Source organism: Sphingobium lignivorans, from assembly GCF_014203955.1.
Taxonomy (GTDB): Bacteria; Pseudomonadota; Alphaproteobacteria; order Sphingomonadales; family Sphingomonadaceae; genus Sphingobium; species Sphingobium lignivorans.
The window spans coordinates 2,380,258-2,401,225 of the sequence record NZ_JACHKA010000001.1; the positions used below are offsets into that span (position 1 = coordinate 2,380,258).

Sequence of the window (20,968 nt, forward strand, 5' to 3'; positions counted from 1 at the left end):
CCCTTAACAAGCCAACGCGCGCCCGGCAAATATAAAGATATCTTTATGTGATAAAAGACCCGCGTACCCGTGGCGATCGAACGCTCAGGCGTGGCCGCTGCTGCTCGCCAGCATCGCGGGATCGATCCCTTCCAGCGCGAAGGCGCCGGCCCAGCGCTGCTCGGGCGGCATCGCGAAGAGCCGGCGCGGATCGGCCTGGCTCACATACCAGCCGGGTGAAGCCAGCTCGCGCTCGAGCTGCCCGCTCTCCCAGCCGGCATAGCCGAGCGCGACCAGATAGGCCTCCGGCCCGCGCCCTTGCGCGATGGCCTGGAGAATCTCCAGCGATCCGGTGAGCGCGACATCCCCGGCGACGGCGTGACTGTCCCGGGCCATCCAGTCGCGGCTGTGCAGGACGAAGCCGCGCCTCGGCTCGACCGGCCCGCCGGCAAGTACCGTCTCGTCGGCCACGCCATCCACCGCGATATCGAAGGAGGACAGCAGCGTATGCAGGCCGACGCCGGCCATCGGCTCGTCCAGCGCGATGCCGAGCGCGCCGCCCTCGTCATGCACGCAGACCAGCACCACCGAGCGCGCGAAACGCGGATCGGGCATGTCGGGCATGGCCAGCAGCAATTGCCCGGCGAGGGATAAGGGAGCAGTGGGCTGCATCATCCTGCCTTCGAGACTCAGCGGACAAGATGCCCCCGCGCTTCCCCATCGTCCAGCACCAACGACGTAAAATGCGTTTCCGTGCGATGGGTTGACAGCGAGGGGCGCAACACCGACTTCCCTGCGCGAGAGCTGGAACACCAGCCATCTCCCCTTCTGACCAGGAGACTGCCATGACTATCAGCGTCGGCGACAAGCTGCCCGCCACCACGTTCGTCACCATGACCGACAACGGCCCGCAACCCATCGAGAGCGGCGAATATTTCGCCGGGCGCCGCGTCGCGCTGTTCTCCGTGCCCGGCGCCTTCACGCCCACCTGCTCGGCCAAGCACCTGCCCGGCTTCGTCGCGAAGGCCGCGGACCTCAAGGCCAAGGGCATCGACGAGATCGCCTGCACCGCCGTCAACGATCCCTTCGTGATGGGCGCCTGGGGCAAGGCCAGCGGCGTCGATGGCGCCGTCACCATGCTGGCGGACGGTAACGGCGCGTTCGTCAAGGCGCTGGGGCTGGAGATGGACGGCAGCAAGTTCGGCCTCGGCACGCGCGGCCAGCGCTTCTCGATGGTGGTGAACGACGGCACGGTCGAGCAGCTTCATGTCGAGGCGCCGGGCGAATTCCGCATTTCCAGCGCGGACTATATGCTCGAACAGCTTTGAGACTGCGGAGGCGGCGCCGGACAAGGGTTGATCGACATTCAGCGCTGACGGCCTGCAAATGGCGTTTTCCCGGGCTTCCGGTGCTCACGTACCTTGAGTACGCTGCGCTCCGGGTCCCGAAAAACCACCATTTTCGTCACGCCATCATCTGAATTTCGATCAGCCCTAGATGCGCCGCCTCTCCGGCTTATACCGCCATCAGGATGTCGAGCGCGATCTGCTGGAGCGGCGTGAGCGTCTGCAGCGGCGCGATCAGCCGGTCGCGCACGGTGAAAGCCGGCGCTGCCGCGCTGACCGGCATGCCGGCGACCTGCTCGCCATAAAGCCCGTTGGAGACGGCCTGCTCGCCGGTCCGCACCAGCGTGCGCGCCAGCGAATGGGGCAGCCAGTCCACACCCTCCCCCGCCGGCTCCGGCCGGGGTGGATCATCGGCATAAGTCGCTGATCGCAGGCGTGGCGAGGATGCGATCACCTCGCACAGCCGGTCGAACCGGCGCACCACGATCCTGTTCGGGCGCGTGCGCTGGCGGCACAGCAGCTCGAAACTGTGCGAGACGATGGTGAAGGCCGCCTGATGGTTCAGCGCGGCATAAGCGAGCGCGGCGATCATCTCCTGCGCGGAGAGCGCCGTGATCTGGGCGTGGCGCGAGCCGCCCGAAGGCCCGGCGATGGCGGAGACCGGCACCTCGATCACGCCCGCGTGCAGGACCGGCGCCGTCGTCTCCCGTGGCAGCGTGATGCCGCAGACACTGCCCGCATAATCGGGCGAATAGCTGGTGTCGCAAGCGATCCCCACCCGCGCCAGCGCGCGCAGCGTATCGTCGTTCGCGCCATAATTGCCCGCGCGGAAAGCGACCGGCATCGGCGCACCGGCGGCCAGCAGACGCTCGATGCCATAGTCCAGAATGCGGACCTGATCCTCCAGCGGAAAATCGGCCATGTTCCGCCCGCCGCGCCCGTCCGTCGGCCCGGATTTCGAGCGCCCCAGCCACTCGGCATGGGCATGGAGCTGGACGTCATGCCCGGCCTCCAGGATCGGGCGCACGATCCGGTCCACCATCTCCTGCCCGGCGACGAGCGCGACCAGCGTATCCACGAAGAAAATGCCCTTCAGTCCGAAGGCATCGAGCCGCTCCATCTGGTACAGGATACCGAAGTCCCCGGCCTCCGTCCGCCCGAGGATGGAGGACGCGAAATTGGCCTCCAGCCCCGCCACCCCATGGCGCCGGAAATGGAGGGACGACAGCTCCGTGTCGACCGTCAGATAGACATTCGTCGTGGCCCCCTGGCCAATCACCGCGGACAGTCCCCTTCTGCCTGGCTGATCGAGCAACGTCTCTTTCTTAGGTAACATGTCGTGGTTATGGAAGGCCATGACACAATCATCTAGCACAGCGATCGTAAACCGACTCATAGCGGAATATGAGGCGGCGGCGGGCAATCTGCGCGACGCCCTCTTCGCCTTCTCCCGGGACGGGACATTGCCCTCGCCCGATCATGTCGCCGAGCGCGCCTTCTGCTATCCCTCGCTGACGATCGATTATCGCCGGGCCAGCGACAGCCTGCCGAGCCGCCGCTCCTTCGCGCGCCTCTCCAAACCGGGCCGCTATGTGACGACGGTGACACGGCCCGCGCTCTTCGCCGCCTATCTCATCGAGCAGCTCGACCTGCTGATGGCCGATTATGACGTGGAAGTGAGCGTCGGGCGCAGCGACCAGCCCATTCCCTTCCCTTATGTGCTGGAGACGCTGCCGGCCGGCGCGCTCGCGGCCATTCCGCCAAGCGAACTGGCGCGGCATTTCCCGGCGACGGAGCTCTCCGAGATCGGCGACGAGATCGCGGACGGGTTGTTCCTCCCCGCCCCCACCGGCGAGCGACCGCTGGCTCTCTTCGACGGGCTGCGCACGGATTTCTCCCTCGCGCGGCTGCGGCACTATACCGGCACACCGGCCGAGGACGTGCAGCGCTACATCCTCTTCACCAATTATCACCGCTATGTGGACGAGTTCGTCCGCTGGGGCTGCGCGGAGTTGCGCCGGCCGGGCACGCGCTTCACGGCTCTCTCGGGCGCGGGCGGCGTGCGCGTCACATCCGAGACGGCCGACCCGGAAAGCACCATCGCGGACAGCGCATGGCGCCGTCACCAGATGCCCGCCTATCACATGATCGCGCCGGACGGCACGGGCATCACCCTCGTCAACATCGGCGTGGGGCCCTCCAACGCGAAGACGATCTGCGACCATCTCGCCGTGATGCGGCCCGAAGCCTGGCTGATGATCGGCCATTGCGGCGGCCTGCGCCCCAGCCAGCGCATCGGCGACTATGTGCTCGCCCATGCCTATCTGCGCGACGACCATGTGCTCGACGAAGTGCTGCCACCGGAAATCCCCCTGCCCGCCATCGCGGAAGTGCAGGTCGCCATGGCCGAGGCCTGCGACCATATCCTGGGCGACAGCGGAGACATGAAGCGGCGCCTGCGCACCGGCACCATCGTGACCACGGACGACCGCAACTGGGAACTGCGCTATTCCCACTCCGCGCTGCGCTTCTCGCTCTCGCGCGCCGTGGGCGTGGACATGGAAAGCGCCACAATCGCCGCGCAGGGCTATCGCTTCCGCGTGCCCTACGGGACATTGCTCTGCGTCTCGGACAAGCCGATCCACGGCGAGCTGAAGCTCCCCGGCCAGGCCAACCGCTTCTACGAGGAAGCCATTGCCGGCCACCTCGCCATCGGCCTCGAAACCTGCGAACGCCTCCGCGCCCAGGGCGAGCGCCTCCACAGCCGCAAGCTGCGCGCCTTCAACGAACCGCCGTTCCGGTGAGGCGGTGTGAAGTAAAAAGTAAATGAAGGGCAGCGATCATGAGTGAAAACATCATAGGCCTGATAAACACCTCGATCAGGCACATTCAGAGATCAAATACTGCATATGATCTAGGCGATTTCGATGAGTCATTCAGAATTTCAAGTGAAGTAATATCATTATTATGCGATGATGGAAAAGATTATATTTCTTTATTTAGTCAAATAAATCAGAAGAATCAATTTCCATTTATCAGCACATCCGGAATAATACATGATGTAAATATCATGACACAGCACCCACAAGTGTATTTTTCCAACTCAAATACACCCTCATTTAAGCCATTCCTAAATGAAATATCGAGCGAACAAGTATCTCCGCCAATGTCATTCAAAAAATGGTGGAATGAAAGAATTTTTTTAGGGCGCCATAACGAGGATGGCATAAGATCGCAGATGAAACGAGGAGATTTTACTAGAAACTACCGAAATGCCCGAGGGGCACATAAATCAGAAAAGATCAGAAATAAACATTTAGAAGAAATTATTTTTGATGGAATAGGATTATTCAGGGGCGATGAAAATTACCCTATTCTTTCAATAGAAAAAGCAATTATGAGACAAATAGGATTTGAGGTGGAATCCTCATTACTCCTTCCAGCATCGCTGAAATATCCATTTAGAAAACGAGCCACGCTCTCTGAAGAAGATTTAATGTTATCTGAAAGACCTTTTGCTCTTCCTGATATGGCTTTTATTCAGTACAATGAAATGGAAAGCTGTATAACTTTTAGAATTAAAAATTATGGCGGAGCCTCAGTCGAAAACTGTCAGCTTTATCTCTCCATAGGATTTAGTAAAGAAAATACTTCATGGATAGAAAGTAATGTTGTAGCCAACATACATATTAATCTATCAAAATTACAGGAAGAATTTATCAAAATTGACATTATGGACCCCAAGCGGTCAATAGCAAAGATGAATAATAAATCACGTGAAGAAATATATTTTTCATTTTCATTGCATTACAATAACATTGTTAACCACGTAGAGTCTTCTGTTTTTACGCCAACTGGGAAAATTTCTTCACTAGGATCAAGCGAAATAATTGTTATGAAGAGATTGTTTTTCAATCCGGAAGTTGGAAATCTTCCGACTAAATAGAAAATTTTAAAGTTCACCGGCGCGACAGCTCGTGCCGCGCCGGGGGTCCGGTTCGGTCAGTTCGCCGGGCTTACCAGCCGCACTGCTTGCCCTTGTTCTGCTGGTCGAGCCATTTGCCGAGCGGCGCGAAATAAGCGAGCATGGCCTTGCCGCTCATCTTGCGGCTGCCGGTGAAGGCTTCCAGCGCGTCCGGCCAGGGCTTGGATGCGCCCATCTCCAGCATGGCGTTGAGCCGCTTGCCGACCTCCTTGTTCCCGTAGAAGGAGCAGCGGTGGAGCGGCCCTTTCCAGCCGGCCTGCCGGCAGGCCGCCTCGTAGAACTGGAACTGGAGGATGCGGGCGAGGAAGTAGCGCGTGTAGGGCGTGTTGCCCGGCACATGGAACTTCGCGCCGGGATCGAAGCTGTCGGCCGGGCGATCGGTCGGCGGCACGATGCCCTGATAGCGCAGGCGCATGTCCGTCCAGGCCTTGTTGTAATCCGCCGGGCGGATCGACCCGTCGAACACGCCCCAGCGCCAGCGATCGATCAGCAGGCCGAAGGGCAGGAAAGCGACCTTGTCCATCGCCTGCCGCAGCAGCAGGCCGATGTCCTTGTCCGCGCTCGGCACCTTGGCGGGATCGAGCAGGCCGATCTGCACCAGATATTGCGGCGTGATGGACAGCGCGATGAAATCGCCGATCGCCTCGTGGAAGCCGTCATTGGCACCGTTGAGGTAGAGATAGCCGTGCTTCTGGTAAGCGCGCTGGTAGTAATTGTGGCCGAGCTCGTGGTGGATGGTGACGAAATCGTCGCTGTTCACCTTGGTGCACATCTTCACGCGGATATCGTCGCGATTGTCGACGTCCCATGCGGAGGCATGGCAGACCACCTCGCGATCGCGCGGCGCGATGAACTGGGTGCGCTGCCAGAAGGTCTCGGGCAGCGGATCGAAGCCGAGCGAGGAATAGAAGCCCTCGCCGATGCGGAACATCTGCTTTTCCCAATAGCCGCGCCGCTGGGTCTCGGGCGTGTCCGGCGTGTCGATCGTCTGCGGCGTCGTCTGGACGAAGCCCTTGGCGCGCAGCAGGTCGCCAATGTCATAGCCCAGGTCGCCAGTGCCGGCCGGCGCCACGATGGGGTAGATATTGCCCCATTCCTGCGCCCACATATTGCCGAGCAGATCGGCGCGGATGGGGCCGGTGGGCGACTGCACCGCATCGCCATATTTCTCGTTGAGCTTGGTGCGCGTGTAGCAGTGCAGCGCATCGTAGAGCGGCTTCACTTCCTGCCAGAGCGCTTCGGTCAGCGCGGCGAACTCATCGGGCGGCATGTCATAGCCGGATCGCCACATCGCGCCGGCATCGGCAAAGCCCAGCTCCTTCGCGCCTTCATTGGCGATGTCGACGAGACGGACATAATCCGCCTTCATCGGCGCGCCGACCCGATCGTGCCAGCTCGTCCACATCTCGGAGAATTGCGCGGGCGTGTGCGAGAGATTGGCCATCTCCGCCTCGATGTCGCTGCCGGTCAGTTCCTTGCCGTCCAGCGTGCCCCGGCCCTTGCCATAAGTGGACTGCAGCCGGGTCGCGATCTCGTTGAGCTCGGCCGCCGCGCCGGGCTTCGTCGGGGCGGGGAGAACGATGCCCGAGCGCATGATGTCGAGCTTGCGTTTCGTGTCGAAGGAAAGGCCGGGCACCTGCTCGTATTTCGCGGCTTCAAGCGCGAAGCGGACGGCCATCTCCGTGCCCTTCGCGCCGGCCTGCGCAGCCAGCGCGTCGGTATCGTCCGTGATGTGAGTCGCGTTGACCCACATGATCCGGCTGGCATCGACGCTGTAGTCGAAGGCCTCCTTCTCGGCGGCCGCCACGAACGCGTCCGCCTGCGCGCTGTCCGGCGCTTTCTCGCTCTGCCCGGCCTGCGCTAGCACCGCGGCGGGCGCGGCAAGCAGCATCGCCGCCGAAAGGGCGATGCGCGATACCAATATATGCATGATGGTCTGTTCCCTGGACAATCTTGGATTGCGCGCAGGCTGCCCCGGCCGGGCGTCGCGCGTCAAGCGGCGAGATAGCGAACGATCGCCTCGCCGAAGTCCGGGAGCGTGATGCAGCTCATGTGATTGCCCGGGACGGTCCAATATTCGGCATTCGGCAGCGCCTGCGCGAGCGCTTCGGCCGAGCCGTTGTCCCGGTCCTCCGTGCCGCTCAGCACCAGCGTGGGCATGGTGACCGCGGCCAGATCCGCCTCGCTGATATTCGGCATGGACAGGAGGAGATGCCGCAACGCCTCGCGATCCACCTTGATCGTCTTCATGAACTGGATGGCCATGAAGTCCCGGTCGCCCGCCCGGGCGATATCGAACCGGTCCAGCGCATCGAGGAAGAACTGGCGGCGCGGCGCCCAGTCGAGCAGGCCCTCGAGCCCCATGCCGCCCAGCACCAGGCGGCGCGGCGCCAGCCCGCGCGTCACCAGCGCGGTGCAGATGCGCGAGCCCATGGAATAGCCCGCCAGATCGAAGCTATCGAGCCCGAGGGCGGGAATGACCGCCTCCATGTCAAGCAGCATCACATCCTGCGGATAGGCCGCCGCGTCGGCCGGCGTGTCGCTACGGCCATGCACGCGCTGGTCGATCATGATCGCCTCGAAACCCGCCTCGGCAAGTCGCGCGGCGGTGCCGTAGCGAATCCAGTTGATCTGCGCGCTGGAACTCAGGCCATGGAGCAGCAGCACCGGCCTGCCCGCGCCGAGACGGTGGACGGCGATGCGCACGCCATCATGGCCGGGGAAGAAATCGAGAGTGGCTTGCGCGCTCATGATCGCCTGTTGGGGATATTCGGCTGCCCAGGCAAGCCCCAATCAGGCGCCAAGGCATGCGCGCAGGCTGCGACGGGCAAGCGCGGCGAAGTCCTGAAGTGCCAGAAAGCCCCGGAATTCTGCCGCTGAGCAGGAATTTTCGGGACGGCTACGCTCTCCAATTGCATTTAGTAAGCCTACTCACTATTTGGTGGACATGGACAACCAGCATATCGCTTTCGTCATCAGCGACGTGGCGCGGCTTTTCCGCCGGCGCTTCGACGAGCGGACGCGCAGCCTCGGCATCACCGGGCCGCAGATGCGCGCGCTGGTCGCCATCATGCGCTTCCCCGGCATCAATCAGGGTGCGCTGGCCGACCGGCTGGACGTGGAACCGATCACCACCTGCCGAATGGTCGACCGGCTGGAACAGGCAGGACTGGTGGAGCGCAGGCGCGATCCGCTGGACCGGCGGGCCTGGCAGCTTTACCTCACCGAGGCAGCCGAGCCCGTCACCGAGAAGCTGCAGGCGATCGGCCAGACGGTTCTCACCGAATCACTCGACGGCATAGCGCCGGAGGAGCGAGACGCCACCCTGGCCCTTCTCGACCGTATCCGTACAAATCTGACTGCCCCTGCTCCCCAGGACCGGGCAGGCGAGCCAAGAAAAGGCATGACACATGGCTGAGGCTGATCCCGCTCTCGCGAAGAAGGCAGCAACATCGCCGGCTGCCGGCGCGCAGGCTGACGCACCGACGGAAGACGCGCCCCCTGCGCGCCAGTCGGGCAAGCTGCGGCGCATCATTCTCATGATCTCGGTGCCGCTGGCCCTGCTGCTGGTCGGCGGCTGGGTCTGGGTAACGAGCGGCCGCTTCGTCTCGACCGACAATGCCTATGTGAAGCAGGACATCGTATCGGTCAGCAGCGATGTCGCGGGGCGGATCATCGACGTGCGCGTGCGCGAGAACCAGATGGTCAAGGCAGGCGATGTCCTGTTCGTCGTCGATCCCGAGCCCTATCGCGTGGTACTGGAGCAGGCCAATGCCCAGATCGCCAATGCGCAGGTGACGGTGGGCAAGCTGCGCACCGACTATCAAGCCACCAATGTCGACATCACGGGCGCGCGCGAGAATGTCTATTATGCGCAGGAAGACCTCAAGCGCCAGCAGGCCCTGATGGCGGATGGCTTCACCACGCGCGCGCGCCTCCAGCAGTCCGAGCAGGCGCTCGACAATGCGCGCACGCAGCTGCGCACCGCCGAGGGCCGACGCCGCCAAGGCGCGCGCCGCGCTCGCGACCGGGGCGCAGGTGCCCGGCGTCAATCCGGACCTTGCCGCCGCGCAGGCCCAGCGCGATCAGGCAGCGCTCAACCTGCGCCGGACCGTGGTGCGCGCGCCGGTTTCCGGTCGGGTCAGCCAGGCGGACCGGCTGCAGGTCGGGCAGATGGCCGTGCAGGGCCTGCCGCTCGTCAGCCTCGTGGCGAGCGACCGGGTGTGGGTGACGGCCAATTTCAAGGAAACCGACCTCGACCATATGCGCGCCGGCCAGCCCGCGACGATCAAGCTCGATGCCTATCCCGGCACGGAGATTCGGGGCCATGTCGAAAGCATCGGCGCTGGGACGGGATCGGAATTCTCGGTGTTGCCGGCCCAGAACGCCAATGGCAACTGGGTGAAGGTCACCCAGCGCGTGCCGGTGCGCGTCGCGATCGACAGCAAGCCCGCGCGGGACATGATCGCGGGCCTGAGCGCGCATGTGTCCGTCGACATCAGGGATCGGGCGCAGGCGGAGAAATAACAGATGGCGCACGGGGAGGACCGCGCCCAGCTCCATGTGCCGAACAAGGCACTGGCGACGATCGCGATCATGGCCGCGATGGTCATGCAGGTGCTGGACACCACAATCACCAATGTCGCGCTGCCGCACATGCAGGCATCGCTGGGCGCCACGCAGGAAACGATCAGCTGGGTGCTGACCAGCTACATCCTGGCAAGCGCCGTCGCCATCCCCATCACCGGCTGGCTTGCCGACCGGATCGGCGCCAAGCGGCTGTTCGTCTTCTCCGTCGCCATCTTCGTCATCGCCTCCGTGCTTTGCGGCATTGCCCAGAACCTCACGGAAATGGTGCTGTTCCGCACCCTGCAGGGCATTGGCGGCGCCTTTGTCGGCCCGCTCGCGCAAACGCTGATGCTGGACCTCAACCGGCCCTCGCAGCAGGCCCGGGCCATGTCGGTCTACGGCATGGGCGTGATGATCGGCCCGATCATGGGTCCCATCGTGGGCGGCTATCTCACCGAATGGTTCGACTGGCGCTGGTGCTTCTTCGTCAACGTGCCGGTCGGCATCGCCTGCCTCGCGGGACTGATCCTCCTCCTGCCGGAAAAGCCGCTCAAGCGCCGCAGCTTCGATCTCTTCGGCTTCTCGATGCTGGCGCTCGGCCTTGCTTCCCTCCAGCTGATGCTGGACCGGGGCCAGCATGCGGACTGGTTCTCCTCAACCGAGATCTGGATCGAGGCGGCGCTGGCGGTGAGCTGCCTGTGGATCTTCGCCGTGCACACCGTGACGGCGCGCAAGCCGCTCTTTTCCCGCGAGATGTTCGCGGACCGCAATTTCGTGAGCGCCTCGATCTTCATGTTCATCATCGGCATGGTGATGTTCGCGGCCATGGCCCTCCTCCCTTCGCTGCTGCAGGGCCTGTTCGGCTATCCGGTGGTGGAGACGGGCGAGATCCTCGCCTCGCGGGGCATCGGCGTGCTCGTCGCCATGGCGATATCCGGACGGCTCACCGGCATGATGGATCCGCGCCTGCTGGTCGCCGGCGGCTTTGCCCTCTCCACCGCCTCGCTCTGGATGATGACCGGCTGGTCGCTCGATCAGGGCTGGACGCCGTTCGTGACGACGGGGCTCATCCAGGGACTCGGAATCGGCCTCGTCTTCGTGCCGCTGCAGGTGCTGGCTTTCGGCACGCTGCCCCCCTCCGCGCGGACGGAAGGCGCCGCCGTACTCAACCTCGCGCGCAACATCGGCTCGTCGATCGGCATCGCGGTGGTGATGGCGCTGCTCGCGCGCAACATCCAGGTCAGCCATGCGGACCTTGCCCAGCATCTGACGCCGGACCGGCTACCCATTGACCCCGCGATGCTGCCCCGCTTCGGCCAGCTCGGCGAGGCAGCGCTGCTCGCGGCGGACGGCATCGTGAACCAGCAGGCCGCGATGATCGCCTATCTGGACGATTTCTACCTGATGGCGCTGGCCTGCGCGATCGCCATTCCCGCCTCCTTCTTCCTCAAGCGACCAAAGCCGCGCGCGCCCGGGGAACCGCCGCCGGTGATTTCCGAATAGGCTCTTGTTGCAACGCAGCATATCGGCTTATTCGTCGCGGATGGGCAAGAAAGCCGGACAATTCAGGACATATGAGGACGCCGGTGCATCGCCGGCGGTGATCCCGCACAGCGCGGTGGAGGATATCTACGCGCTCATCGTCGGCTGCGTGCTGCTCACGCTCGGGCTTGCCCTGCTGAAGGCAGCGGGGCTGGTGACCGGCGGCATCGCGGGCATCGCCCTCTTGATCTCCTATCTGGTGCCGCTGCCGGCCGGCCTGCTCTTCACGCTCATCAACATCCCGTTCTTCGCCTTCGCCTGGCGGGCGATGGGCCGGGGCTTCATGATGAAGACGATCGCCGTGAATGCCGGCATTGCGCTGCTCTCCATCGCCATGCGGGCCAGCCTCTCGATCACGGTGGCCTCGCCTGCCTTCGCAGCGCTGGTGGGCGGCACGGTGATCGGCATGGGGATCCTCGCGCTGGCCCGCCATGGCGCGGGCGTGGGCGGCACCGGCGTCATCACCTTGTGGCTGCACAAGCGCCACGGCATCAATGCGGGCCTCAGCCAGATCGCCTTCGACATCGTGATCCTGGGCATATCGCTCAGCGTGATCGACGCGCGGGCGCTGGCATGGTCCGCGCTGTCCGCGGCAGCAGTGAGCGGCATCCTGATCGCCTGGCACCGACCGGGTCGCTACACCGGATTCTGACCGGAAGCGGCAGGAAAAGCGCGCCAAAAGATAAACTTGACCCACATGGCTGCTGCCTTACGCTAAGGACAGTGATGGGCGGGGCGAAAAGGGCGTGGGAGGTGCCCGGCCCCATCCGGACAGCCGGGGCCGGCGGACAGAACCGGACAACCAGAACGATATTCGGCAAAAACGATCTTCGAAGGCGGGCGGCCATGATCCGGGAGGGTCATCATGCCCGCGGAAGGGGACGAGCATCCACATGCCTTCGCTCGTCCCCTTCCACCCGCGGTTCGCGCCGTTTCAGCGCTTTCCGGTGGAGAAGCGCCGCGAGAAGCCAGGCGATGAGGCTGCCGAGCTGGGCCAGCGCCATGTCCTTCTGCGGGTCCCATAGATCGCCCTGCTGACCATTATAATGATCCGCCGTCTCCCCGGCGAGGATGAGCGTGAGCTGCCATTCGAACACCTCGTAAAGCGCGCCGGCCAGCCCGATGAGCGCGAAGCCGAGAAGCCAGGCGGGGCGGCGGCGCAACTCGCCATGGCGTTGGCCGATCTGCGCGAGGACCGGCGTGCACAGGAGGCCGAACATGAAATGGACGAAGCGATCATAGGCGTTGCGCGCATCGCCCGGGGAACCGGCTTCGGGCAGCCCCGGCGCCTCGCCACCGGAAAGGGCAGCCAGCCACGCCTCATAAGGCACATAGGAATAGATGTAGCGCCCGCCCAGCGTGTGCAGCAGCAGGAAGAGCCAGAGCAGCGCGACGGCGCCGGTGGTGAGCGGCCAGCGCCGCAGCAGCCATGGCGCGGCGAGCGCGATGGCGACGGTCGGCACATGCTGGAGCGGCGCCAGCGCCGGATAAGGCTGTGCGATATTGGCCGCGCCGACCGCGAGCAGCAGGCTGGCGAGGAGCAGCCACTGGACCGGCGGCAACGCGGTCCCGCCCGCGCCCGCGTCCCTGCCGGGTGGCTCAGGCGCGGACATGGGCATGCACATGATGCAGGCCCCCGGGGCGGCAGGCGGCCGGCGGGGACGGCGTCCTGCGCCCCCTGCCCCCGCCGCCGCGCCGGGCGCGCATGGGCTCAGCCCTTCTGCAGGTGCCGGCGGCCGAGCAGCTCGGCGATCTGCACTGCGTTGAGCGCGGCGCCCTTGCGCAGATTGTCCGAGACGCACCAGAGTGCGAGGCCGTTCTCCACCGTCGGGTCCTCGCGCACGCGGGATACGAAGGTGGCATATTCGCCCACGCACTCGACGGGCGTGACGTATCCGCCATCCTCCCGCTTGTCGACGAGCATCACCCCGGGCGCCTCGCGCAGGATGGACTGCGCCTTCTTCGCGCTGATCTCGTCCTCGAACTCGATGGTGATCGCTTCGGAATGGCCGACGAAGACCGGCACGCGCACGCAGGTGGCGACCACCTTGATCTTCGGATCGAGGATCTTCTTGGTCTCGACGACCATCTTCCATTCCTCCTTGGTCGAGCCATCGTCCAGGAAGACATCGATATGCGGAATGACGTTGAAGGCGATCTGCTTGGTGAAGGTGCGCGGCTCGGCCGGATCGCCCACGAAGATGTTGCGGCTCTGCTCGAAGAGCTCGTCCATCCCCGCCTTGCCCGCGCCGGAGACGGACTGGTAGGTCGCCACCACCACGCGCCTGATCCGCGCGGCATCATGCAGCGGCTTGAGCGCGACCACGAGCTGCGCGGTGGAGCAATTGGGATTGGCGATGATGTTCTTGCGCCGATAACCGTCGATCGCCTCCGGGTTCACTTCGGGCACGATGAGCGGCACGTCCGGGTCCATCCGGTAGAGCGAGCTGTTGTCGATCACCACGCAGCCCGCCGCCGCGGCCCTGGGCGCATGCTCCTTCGTCGGCCCGGAGCCGGCAGCGAACAGCGCGATATCCCAGCCCGCGAAATCGAAATGCTCGATATTCCGCACCTTGAGCATCTTGCCGCTCTCGCCGAACTCGATCTCATCTCCCGTGGAGCGCGCCGAGGCGACGGCCGCGATCTCGTCGATCGGGAACTCCCGCTCGGCCAGGATATTGAGCATCTCCCGCCCGACATTGCCGGTGGCGCCCACGACGACGACACGATAACCCATGGACGCTTCCTTCCAAATAACGCGAACTGACAGGCGCCGGCGCATAGCCGATTGGCGCGGCGGGGCAAAGGTGGTTGAGGGGGTGTGTGGTCAGCTGCGCCATGGCAGCTTCGCGCCAATTTCGGTCGTTCGAGGAACGATTTGGCATCTGCGAAAGCGGCCCGACCGCTTGCCGCTGACCAAATTAGTCAGCATCTGACATGAGCGGAGATGGCCGCGCGCAGCTAAATTTCGTTCTTAAAGGCGCCAACCGGATCGCCGGCCGGTATAACCAGCTTAAAATCTAGGAAGCGTTCAAATGCCTCGCACGCTTGTTCTTCTTGAAGCGAAACGTTTCCATGAGATACGAAAGAGCCACCAGATGCCAATGGATTAACCATGAGTAATAAAATTGCGCCGTCGATTTTCATATCGTATTCTTGGGACGACGATGCCCATAAACATTGGGTGCGATCGCTTGCCGAACGTCTCGTAACAAACGGAGTATCGGTAGCGCTCGACCAATGGGACGTGCAGCCCGGTGAAAGCCTAACTTCATTCATGGAGGTGCAAGCCTCGAAGTGTGACCACGTTCTTATTATCTGTACGCCGACATATGCCTTAAAATCTACTGAGCGTAAGGGTGGCGTCGGGTATGAACAGCAGATTATTTCCGGTCAAATAGCGGCAGGAATCGATAGACGGAAGTTTATTCCGATAGTCCGACGGGGAGAATTCACACCTGGAGAAGGCTGTGCAATTCCGCCTCACTTCTTGGGGATATTCGCACTAGATATGCGCGACGGCACCCATTTCGATGACGTGTTTGAAGTGCTCATTCGGACAATTTTTCGTGAGCCGAAGTTTCCTAAGCCCGAGCTTGGCAAAAAGCCAGATTTCATGGGGGGGGGCGCGCGACTACCTAATCGGGCGTTGCGCCTGCCAAGTTTAGAGTTCGATGGCTGGGAGCTTCGAAGTGGAGTTGCTAGCGCAGAAGCATCTCCGAACACATTTCAGATCCCATCAGCTGAAGAACGCTCCAATATCGGCGTCGGAGACATCGTAAAATTGCATTTTTCTGTGGCTGCCGAAGACGAGGAAGATCCAGAAGGGCAGATTATCCTAAACGAGCGCATGTGGGTCATCGTCAAGGGAGCGTCTGGCCCATATTTATGGGGAGTTTTGGATAACGTACCATCGTGGAGTGACGACGAATGCGATTCAGATTTCGACTTGAAGCTAGGGTCTGAGATCGTCTTTCTGCCTGAGCACATACTCGACTTTCATCATGACGCAGGGATGCCCAAATAGTCGCGTCGTCCATGATCGCTAAATCCAAAGCGTCGAGCAAACTTAAGCTGGAAACGCTTGCAAGGAGCGACGGATTGGATAAACGACGCTCTGCCCGAAATGTCCGTTTCCGCGGTTTCCTATCCGAAGCCCGTCAGTCCGCTATCGGCCAACACCAGACATCGCCGCCGCCCCCTACTTCGCCTCCACCCCCTGCCGCCCAGCCTGCTCGCTGACATGCCGGATGCCGGGTTTGGCGGCGCCGGGGGCGAAGGCGAGGTGGCAGCTTTCGCAGGCGGTATCGAGCCGGCCACCGGCGTCGAAGAAGGCGTCCTCGTTGCGGTCCTCGGCGGCGCGGGCGGCGCGCAGGGCGGCGGCGCGGACGTCCGCGACCGCCTTTGCCCAGCGCGGATCATCGACCCGGCGCCCGGGCAGCAGGAGGATGTTGGTTAGCTCGGCCAGCGCGAGGCCGGCGCTTTCCGCCTGATCCCACTCCGCGTCCGTCTTCGGGAAGAGCGAGCGCTCGCCGTCCTTGTCCGTGACATAGCCCTGCCACTTCCAGATCGCGTCCGCCGAGAACTGGAAGACATGGGCCATCACTTCCTGCATGGAGAGATCGAGCGTGTCCGGCGGCAGGGCATCGGCGGGCACATCCTCCATAAAGGCGAGATTGCTCTCCTCCGTGGCATAATCGGCGCCGCGCATGCCCTCCTCGCTATCCTGCAGGCCATCGCAGGCGCAGAGCAGCAGCGTCGCAGCGGGGATAAGCGCGGTCCAGCGCATGAGGGCTCCTCTCTCGCGGGTCTTTCCGAGCCGCTCTCCTAGAGCATTTTCCGCCCGGGTGGAAACAGCCACGCAAGCAAGGGGGCGCCGTGCTTCCGTCGCTCAGCCAGGCTCGTGGCCGGCCATCGCGAAACGCGGGCCGGCGCCGCCACGGGCCGCGCGATCATCGGGATTGTAGAGCCTGCACTTGCGCAGCGACAGGCAGCCGCAGCCGATGCAGCCATCCAGTGCGTCCCGCGTTCGCTCCAGCGCCGCGATGCGCGCATCGATGGTGCGGCGCAGGCGCGTGCTGATGACGCGCCAGTCCGCCGCCGTGGGGGTGCGCCCGTGCGGGAGCCGCGCGAGTTCCCCGGCGATCTCCGGCAGCGTGAGGCCAAGCTGCTGGGCAATGAGGAGGAAGGACAGTCGCCGGATGTCCGATCGCAGGAAGCGCCGCTGTCCCCCGGCGGTGCGCAGCGAGCGGATCAGCCCCTTCCCTTCATAGAAGCGAATGGCGGACACCGAGAGCCCCGTGCGCCGTGCGAGATCGCCAATGGCGAGCAGATCATGTCCATGCAGCATATCCTCGCCTCCCGGCCGCTGTCCGTTTCAAGCTTGACCTCAACTTAGGTTGAGCTTGTAGTGACCGCAAGCATGGCAACCGACTCGAAAAGGAACCATGCCCATGCCGACATCCCTGCCTCTGCCCAGCGCCCGCTTCGCGCCCTTCCTGGAGCATGTGAATCTCACGGTGCGCGATCCGCATCGCTCCGCGCAGCTCTTCATCACCCTGTTCGACTGGTATGTCCGCTGGGAAGGCCCGGCGCTGAATGGCGGCCGCACCGTACATGTCGGCGACGATCGCTTCTATCTGGCGCTCTACACCCAGTTCGGCATGGAGACGCCGCCGGAGACATTCCGGAAAGGCCGGCCGTTCAACCATATCGGAATCGTGGTGAGCGACATCGACGCGGTGGAACGGCGCGTGGAAAGCGCGGGCCTCGTCCCCTTTTCCCACGGCGACTATGATCCGGGCCGTCGCTTCTACTTTTTCGATCCGGACGGAATCGAGTTCGAGATCGTCAGCTATGACTGAGCCGGCACCGGCAGGGCATCGAACGCCACAGTCATGCGCGGATGGGCGCTGGCGAAGGGGACGGTGCCGTGCCAGGCATAGCTAGGGAACAGGACCAGCTTGCCCACTTCCGCCCGCTCGACGCGGCGGGGGGGAAGCGAGAGGCCCAGGCTCGCATCGGGCACGCCGAAGACCAGCGCGCCGGGCACATCGCCATCCGCCGGCGCCGATTCCACTTCCGGCGGCAGGCTGACGTAGAAGGCCGAGCTGAGCCAGCCCTCCTGATGGATATGGCTGACATGGAAGCCGCTGTCCCGCAGGCGGATCGACCAGCTGTGCCGGAAGCCGATCCACCCGGTGTTGCGGCGCAGGAAGGGATGCGTCTCGTCGCGCGGCAGCGTGGCCAGCCACTCCTCGATCTGCCGGTGCAGGGTGCGGGACAGCGCCTCGATCACCGGATCGCGCCGGGTGAAGAGATGGCCGCGCGTCTGCGTGCCCTGCCGCGCGGACTGGTCGTCGGGATGATGGGCGTTGGCGCCATGCATCCCCTCCAGCACCGCGCGCAGCTCAGCCAGGAAGCTCTCCCGGTCCGCATAGCCGGGCGGCGGCTCAAGCATGAGCGTGCCGACATGGCGCTCCGGGTCGATCAGCCAGCGTTCGCGCGGATCGTTGAGCAGGCGCCAGGCGGTGGCGAGATAGGCCCAGCCGGTCTGCTCGTCCGGGGCAAGCGCGGTGGCGGCGCGGGCATGGCGCTCCGCCGCCTCCGGATCCCCCGTAGCCAGCCGCCAGTGCGCGGCCTGCACGGCAGCGAAGGCATCGGGCGCGGGCCCGCCGGCCAGTGGCTCCAGCAGCGCCAGCGCCGCTTGCGGATCGCCCGAGAAGCCCAGTGCATCGGCATGAGCGACGGCGAGAAAAGGATCGCCCGGGAAGCGGCGCACGGCCTGCTCGCTCCAGGCAAGGCAGGCGGGCCAGCGACGCAGCCCCCGCGCCGTCCTGACGGCACTGCGCCAGAGGGCACGATCGCCGGGCCGGGCGCGCAACGCAGCCTCGTAACCGGCCAGCGCCTCATCGCCCCGGCCGATCTGCGGCAGGAGGCGGGCAAGCGTCTCCTGCGCGTCCAGTTCCTCCGGCCGGGTGGCGATGACGGCGCGATATTGCGCGGCCGCGTCCTCCAGCCGATCGAGATCGCCAAGCAGATGGCCGTGCAGCGTGCGGGTGAGCGCCGGGACGCCGGGACGCGTGACGAGGGTGCCCGTGACGGCAAGCGCCTCCTGCGGGCGATCCTGAAGCCGCAGCGCGAGTGCGAGGCCATGGCCGGCCCGGAAGCCGCCCGGCACGAGCGCCAGCGCGCGCCGATAGGCAGGCTCCGCCTCCCGCGCATCGCCAAGCCGCAGCAGCAGATCTCCCAGCGCGAGCCAGGCATTCACGCCATCGGGATCGACCTCCACCAGCCGCCGCCGGGCGACGAGCGCGGTCCCCAGATCCTCCATCTCCTCCAGCAGGCTGCCAAGCGCCGCCCAGGGGCCGGGCTGGGCCGGATCGAGATTGATCGCGGCATTGAGGGATGTGCGTGCCTCCGCCTTCAGCCCCGCGAGGCGGCAGGCCTCCGCGAACAGCCAGTAGACATCCGCATGAATGACCTTCGCTTCCAGCAGCGGCCGGATGCGCTCGATCGCGCCCTGCCCCTTCCCCTCGCGGACAAGCTGCTGCGCGCGGCGCAGTTCGGAAAGCTGATGATCGGAAAGCGGAGGCCGTGGAGTCATGCCATGTTATCGCGGCGCAGCGGCGGGGACGCAACGCCCTTGTGCGAAGGATGGAGGTGAAAAGCTGCGGATGGCGGACATGAAAACGGGCGGGAAGCACCCGCCCGGTTCCGGAAATATCGCTGTGCCGGGATAACCGGCGGTGCGGCGCTTACTGAGCGTCGTTGCGGACGTCGCGGCGCTCGGCGATGCGCGCGCGCTTGCCGGTGCGGCCGCGCAGATAATAGAGCTTGGCGCGACGCACGATGCCCTTGCGGACGACCGTGATGCTCTCGACGTTCGGCGAATAGAGCGGGAACACGCGCTCGACGCCCTCACCGAAGCTGATCTTGCGCACGGTGAAGTTGGAGCCCATGCCCTTGTTCGAGCGCGCGATGCACACGCCTTCGAAATTCTGGACGCGGGTGCGCTCGCCCTCGACGACCTTCACGCCGACGCGCACGGTGTCGCCCGGACGGAAATCCGGAATATCCTTGGAGATGGCGGCAATCGATTCCGCCTCGATGGTCTGCAGCAGGTTCATTGGTCCTGTCTTCCTTCGTCTGTTCGTCGCGCGCCAGAGGCAGGTCAGTCCCGAACGCTCCTGTAGCGTTCCCAGAGGTCCGGCCTGCGTAACCGTGTATCATCCTCCGCCCTTTGTTTCCGCCAGGCGGCGATCTTCGCATGATCCCCCGATCGCAACACTTCGGGGATCGTGCGCCCTTCCCATTCAGCAGGTCGGGTATAGTGGGGATATTCGAGGAGGCCGCTTTCAAACGATTCCTCATCTCCACTCGAAGCGGCGCCCATTACGCCGGGAAGCAGCCGAATGCAAGCGTCCAGCAGCATGAAGGCGCCGATCTCCCCTCCGGAAAGCACGATGTCGCTCATCGAGACCTGCTCGATGGCTCGCGCCTCGAACAGCCGCTCGTCAAACCCCTCGAACCGGCCGCACAGGATGGTGACGCCCGGCCCCGCGGCAAGATCGCGCACCCGCGCCTGCGTGATCGGCGCGCCGCGCGGCGTCATCGCCAGCACCGGCAGCCCCGGCCGCGCCGCCCGGGCATGATCCACCGCCCGCGCCAGCACGTCCGCGCGCAGCACCATCCCCGCCCCGCCCCCGGCCGGTGTATCGTCCACGCTCTTGTGCCTGTCCGTGGCGAAATCCCGGATCTGGATGGGATCGCAGGCCCATTTCCCCTCGGACAGCGCCCGCCCCGCGAGCGAAATGCCGAGCGGCCCGGGAAACATCTCGGGATAGAGGGTGAGGATCTGGGCGGTGAAGGTCATGGGGCGTCGACCTATCGATTGTTCACCGCGAAACCAACTGCAAAGCCGGGGCATCGCAAGCCAGGGTTTAGACATTATTTTCGCCTCCAACGAAGGCAGCCGCCGGAAGCACCGAGGGGCGTCCCGTTCTCACCCGCTGCCGAAGGCGAGCATGGACGGTGCCATCTTCGATGCTGAAGGACCGTTGCCTCAGCCTCGAAGATGGAAGCCAGCCGCCTGCAGCCTCGCATCCGCGGCCGAAAGCACCTCTTCATCAAACTCCTCAGGATAATGGAGAGCAACCGCCTCAAACGTCAATTGAGGCATACCGCGCTCGACCAGCATGAGAAATCCATCTGCAACTTTGCCTAACACCAAATCAGCGACGGTCCTGTGCTCACCATCCCGCTTAATCTTTTGCCGAGTTCGTGACAGCAAAACCGTCTTGCCGCGTTCATCTTTAAGGGCGCCTTCAAGCGCAAAGACACTCTGCCAGACATCATGCTTTAATGTACGAGGTTCAGCCGCAGGGGAAACCGCGTAGAGTTTGAGCAATGCCGCATGACGGACAGAATCCTGGCCATGTCGGAATGCGTTCTCTGCAATTCGTTCCAACTGCTTCGGATCGGTACATCGATCGATTATGCGTAAAGCATTGACCACCTGCGCCTCTGTTTTTGCATTCTTCATGAT

21 protein-coding genes and 1 pseudogene are annotated in these 20,968 nt (G+C 64.0%); 10 read left to right on the plus strand and 12 right to left on the minus strand.

Annotated features, from left to right (window positions below; genetic code table 11):
• Positions 1–84: 84 nt before the first annotated feature.
• The gene (locus HNP60_RS11060) at positions 85–654 is read right to left on the minus strand and encodes a YqgE/AlgH family protein (protein WP_184153597.1); all 570 of its coding nucleotides are present in this window, start codon (positions 652–654) and stop codon (positions 85–87) included.
• A 170-nt stretch (positions 655–824) separates the two neighbouring features.
• On the opposite strand from HNP60_RS11060, the gene HNP60_RS11065 reads away from it, so the two are divergent.
• On the plus strand, positions 825–1,307 hold the full coding sequence (locus tag HNP60_RS11065; protein WP_184048010.1) for a peroxiredoxin: 483 nt from the start codon (positions 825–827) through the stop codon (positions 1,305–1,307).
• Positions 1,308–1,494: 187 nt separating this feature from the next.
• Here HNP60_RS11065 and HNP60_RS11070 read toward each other — a convergent pair whose 3' ends face one another.
• Positions 1,495–2,604, minus strand: coding sequence for a polysaccharide deacetylase family protein (locus HNP60_RS11070; protein WP_184153600.1), 1,110 nt, complete (start codon positions 2,602–2,604; stop codon positions 1,495–1,497).
• 76 nt (positions 2,605–2,680) lie between these two features.
• On the opposite strand from HNP60_RS11070, the gene HNP60_RS11075 reads away from it, so the two are divergent.
• Together HNP60_RS11075 and HNP60_RS11080 are read left to right on the plus strand one after the other, a co-directional pair.
• Positions 2,681–4,129 carry an AMP nucleosidase gene (locus tag HNP60_RS11075; protein WP_184153602.1) on the plus strand — a complete coding sequence of 483 codons (1,449 nt, stop codon included), beginning with the start codon at positions 2,681–2,683 and terminating at the stop codon, positions 4,127–4,129.
• 38 nt (positions 4,130–4,167) lie between these two features.
• Positions 4,168–5,271, plus strand: a complete 1,104-nt coding sequence (locus tag HNP60_RS11080; protein WP_184153605.1) for a hypothetical protein — start codon at positions 4,168–4,170, stop codon at positions 5,269–5,271.
• 70 nt (positions 5,272–5,341) lie between these two features.
• Here HNP60_RS11080 and HNP60_RS11085 read toward each other — a convergent pair whose 3' ends face one another.
• Together HNP60_RS11085 and HNP60_RS11090 are read right to left on the minus strand one after the other, a co-directional pair.
• The gene (locus tag HNP60_RS11085; RefSeq protein ID WP_184153608.1) at positions 5,342–7,240 is read right to left on the minus strand and encodes a M2 family metallopeptidase; all 1,899 of its coding nucleotides are present in this window, start codon (positions 7,238–7,240) and stop codon (positions 5,342–5,344) included.
• A 62-nt stretch (positions 7,241–7,302) separates the two neighbouring features.
• Complete coding sequence (locus HNP60_RS11090; RefSeq protein WP_184153611.1) at positions 7,303–8,061, minus strand: alpha/beta fold hydrolase; 759 nt, start codon at positions 8,059–8,061, stop codon at positions 7,303–7,305.
• A 196-nt stretch (positions 8,062–8,257) separates the two neighbouring features.
• Here HNP60_RS11090 and HNP60_RS11095 point away from each other — a divergent pair, with 196 nt between their 5' ends.
• The 5 genes and pseudogenes from HNP60_RS11095 (at position 8,258) to HNP60_RS11110 (ending at position 12,073) form a co-directional block, all read left to right on the plus strand.
• Positions 8,258–8,728, plus strand: coding sequence for a MarR family winged helix-turn-helix transcriptional regulator (locus HNP60_RS11095; RefSeq protein WP_184047994.1), 471 nt, complete (start codon positions 8,258–8,260; stop codon positions 8,726–8,728).
• 121 nt (positions 8,729–8,849) lie between these two features.
• Positions 8,850–9,083, plus strand: a pseudogene (locus HNP60_RS20390) (HlyD family secretion protein); the annotation flags it as partial.
• Positions 9,084–9,273: 190 nt separating this feature from the next.
• Positions 9,274–9,837, plus strand: a complete 564-nt coding sequence (locus tag HNP60_RS20190; RefSeq protein ID WP_338056711.1) for an HlyD family secretion protein — start codon at positions 9,274–9,276, stop codon at positions 9,835–9,837.
• Positions 9,838–9,840: 3 nt separating this feature from the next.
• A complete protein-coding gene (locus HNP60_RS11105; RefSeq protein ID WP_014076689.1) occupies positions 9,841–11,382 on the plus strand; it encodes a DHA2 family efflux MFS transporter permease subunit in 1,542 nt (513 codons plus the stop codon).
• Positions 11,383–11,422: 40 nt separating this feature from the next.
• On the plus strand, positions 11,423–12,073 hold the full coding sequence (locus HNP60_RS11110) for a YitT family protein (protein WP_184153614.1): 651 nt from the start codon (positions 11,423–11,425) through the stop codon (positions 12,071–12,073).
• Between the two features lie 211 nt (positions 12,074–12,284).
• On the opposite strand, the gene HNP60_RS11115 is transcribed toward HNP60_RS11110, so the two are convergent.
• Complete coding sequence (locus tag HNP60_RS11115; RefSeq protein WP_260394847.1) at positions 12,285–13,034, minus strand: DUF2238 domain-containing protein; 750 nt, start codon at positions 13,032–13,034, stop codon at positions 12,285–12,287.
• A 98-nt stretch (positions 13,035–13,132) separates the two neighbouring features.
• Positions 13,133–14,158: an aspartate-semialdehyde dehydrogenase gene (locus HNP60_RS11120; RefSeq protein ID WP_014076692.1), complete on the minus strand. Its 1,026-nt coding sequence runs from the start codon at positions 14,156–14,158 to the stop codon at positions 13,133–13,135.
• A gap of 378 nt (positions 14,159–14,536) precedes the next feature.
• Here HNP60_RS11120 and HNP60_RS11125 point away from each other — a divergent pair, with 378 nt between their 5' ends.
• Positions 14,537–15,448 (plus strand): toll/interleukin-1 receptor domain-containing protein, encoded by a 912-nt coding sequence (locus HNP60_RS11125; protein ID WP_184153617.1) that lies wholly within the window; start codon positions 14,537–14,539, stop codon positions 15,446–15,448.
• Positions 15,449–15,622: 174 nt separating this feature from the next.
• Here HNP60_RS11125 and HNP60_RS11130 read toward each other — a convergent pair whose 3' ends face one another.
• Entirely contained in the window at positions 15,623–16,210 is a 588-nt protein-coding gene (locus HNP60_RS11130; protein ID WP_184153621.1) for a hypothetical protein, read from the minus strand.
• A gap of 102 nt (positions 16,211–16,312) precedes the next feature.
• Complete coding sequence (gene soxR, locus HNP60_RS11135) at positions 16,313–16,771, minus strand: redox-sensitive transcriptional activator SoxR (RefSeq protein WP_184047967.1); 459 nt, start codon at positions 16,769–16,771, stop codon at positions 16,313–16,315.
• 103 nt (positions 16,772–16,874) lie between these two features.
• Here soxR and HNP60_RS11140 point away from each other — a divergent pair, with 103 nt between their 5' ends.
• Complete coding sequence (locus HNP60_RS11140) at positions 16,875–17,285, plus strand: VOC family protein (RefSeq protein WP_184153624.1); 411 nt, start codon at positions 16,875–16,877, stop codon at positions 17,283–17,285.
• Here the strand turns inward: HNP60_RS11140 and HNP60_RS11145 are convergent.
• The 4 genes from HNP60_RS11145 to HNP60_RS11160 form a co-directional block, all read right to left on the minus strand.
• Positions 17,276–19,027: a 2OG-Fe(II) oxygenase family protein gene (locus tag HNP60_RS11145; RefSeq protein ID WP_184153626.1), complete on the minus strand. Its 1,752-nt coding sequence runs from the start codon at positions 19,025–19,027 to the stop codon at positions 17,276–17,278. The genes HNP60_RS11140 and HNP60_RS11145 overlap by 10 nt on opposite strands.
• A 151-nt stretch (positions 19,028–19,178) precedes the next feature.
• Complete coding sequence (rplS, locus tag HNP60_RS11150; RefSeq protein ID WP_184153627.1) at positions 19,179–19,550, minus strand: 50S ribosomal protein L19; 372 nt, start codon at positions 19,548–19,550, stop codon at positions 19,179–19,181.
• 44 nt (positions 19,551–19,594) lie between these two features.
• Entirely contained in the window at positions 19,595–20,296 is a 702-nt protein-coding gene (trmD, locus tag HNP60_RS11155) for a tRNA (guanosine(37)-N1)-methyltransferase TrmD (RefSeq protein WP_184153629.1), read from the minus strand.
• Between the two features lie 189 nt (positions 20,297–20,485).
• Positions 20,486–20,965, minus strand: a complete 480-nt coding sequence (locus HNP60_RS11160) for a hypothetical protein (protein ID WP_184153632.1) — start codon at positions 20,963–20,965, stop codon at positions 20,486–20,488.
• Between the last annotated feature and the right edge of the window lie 3 nt (positions 20,966–20,968).

What these genes read in the sequence shown, in the direction of transcription:
- soxR (WP_184047967.1), bottom strand. Translation starts at nt 16,771, where the DNA reads ATGCTGCATGGACATGATCTGCTCGCCATTGGCGATCTCGCACGGCGC.
- HNP60_RS11125 (WP_184153617.1), top strand. Translation starts at nt 14,537, where the DNA reads ATGAGTAATAAAATTGCGCCGTCGATTTTCATATCGTATTCTTGGGAC.
- HNP60_RS11130 (WP_184153621.1), bottom strand. Translation starts at nt 16,210, where the DNA reads ATGCGCTGGACCGCGCTTATCCCCGCTGCGACGCTGCTGCTCTGCGCC.
- HNP60_RS20190 (WP_338056711.1), top strand. Translation starts at nt 9,274, where the DNA reads ATGCGCGCACGCAGCTGCGCACCGCCGAGGGCCGACGCCGCCAAGGCG.
- HNP60_RS11120 (WP_014076692.1), bottom strand. Translation starts at nt 14,158, where the DNA reads ATGGGTTATCGTGTCGTCGTCGTGGGCGCCACCGGCAATGTCGGGCGG.
- HNP60_RS11145 (WP_184153626.1), bottom strand. Translation starts at nt 19,027, where the DNA reads ATGACTCCACGGCCTCCGCTTTCCGATCATCAGCTTTCCGAACTGCGC.
- HNP60_RS11065 (WP_184048010.1), top strand. Translation starts at nt 825, where the DNA reads ATGACTATCAGCGTCGGCGACAAGCTGCCCGCCACCACGTTCGTCACC.
- HNP60_RS11060 (WP_184153597.1), bottom strand. Translation starts at nt 654, where the DNA reads ATGATGCAGCCCACTGCTCCCTTATCCCTCGCCGGGCAATTGCTGCTG.
- HNP60_RS11160 (WP_184153632.1), bottom strand. Translation starts at nt 20,965, where the DNA reads ATGAAGAATGCAAAAACAGAGGCGCAGGTGGTCAATGCTTTACGCATA.
- HNP60_RS11105 (WP_014076689.1), top strand. Translation starts at nt 9,841, where the DNA reads ATGGCGCACGGGGAGGACCGCGCCCAGCTCCATGTGCCGAACAAGGCA.
- HNP60_RS11140 (WP_184153624.1), top strand. Translation starts at nt 16,875, where the DNA reads ATGCCGACATCCCTGCCTCTGCCCAGCGCCCGCTTCGCGCCCTTCCTG.
- HNP60_RS11075 (WP_184153602.1), top strand. Translation starts at nt 2,681, where the DNA reads ATGACACAATCATCTAGCACAGCGATCGTAAACCGACTCATAGCGGAA.
- HNP60_RS11080 (WP_184153605.1), top strand. Translation starts at nt 4,168, where the DNA reads ATGAGTGAAAACATCATAGGCCTGATAAACACCTCGATCAGGCACATT.
- HNP60_RS11115 (WP_260394847.1), bottom strand. Translation starts at nt 13,034, where the DNA reads ATGTCCGCGCCTGAGCCACCCGGCAGGGACGCGGGCGCGGGCGGGACC.
- HNP60_RS11110 (WP_184153614.1), top strand. Translation starts at nt 11,423, where the DNA reads ATGGGCAAGAAAGCCGGACAATTCAGGACATATGAGGACGCCGGTGCA.
- HNP60_RS11095 (WP_184047994.1), top strand. Translation starts at nt 8,258, where the DNA reads ATGGACAACCAGCATATCGCTTTCGTCATCAGCGACGTGGCGCGGCTT.
- HNP60_RS11085 (WP_184153608.1), bottom strand. Translation starts at nt 7,240, where the DNA reads ATGCATATATTGGTATCGCGCATCGCCCTTTCGGCGGCGATGCTGCTT.
- HNP60_RS11090 (WP_184153611.1), bottom strand. Translation starts at nt 8,061, where the DNA reads ATGAGCGCGCAAGCCACTCTCGATTTCTTCCCCGGCCATGATGGCGTG.
- trmD (WP_184153629.1), bottom strand. Translation starts at nt 20,296, where the DNA reads ATGACCTTCACCGCCCAGATCCTCACCCTCTATCCCGAGATGTTTCCC.
- rplS (WP_184153627.1), bottom strand. Translation starts at nt 19,550, where the DNA reads ATGAACCTGCTGCAGACCATCGAGGCGGAATCGATTGCCGCCATCTCC.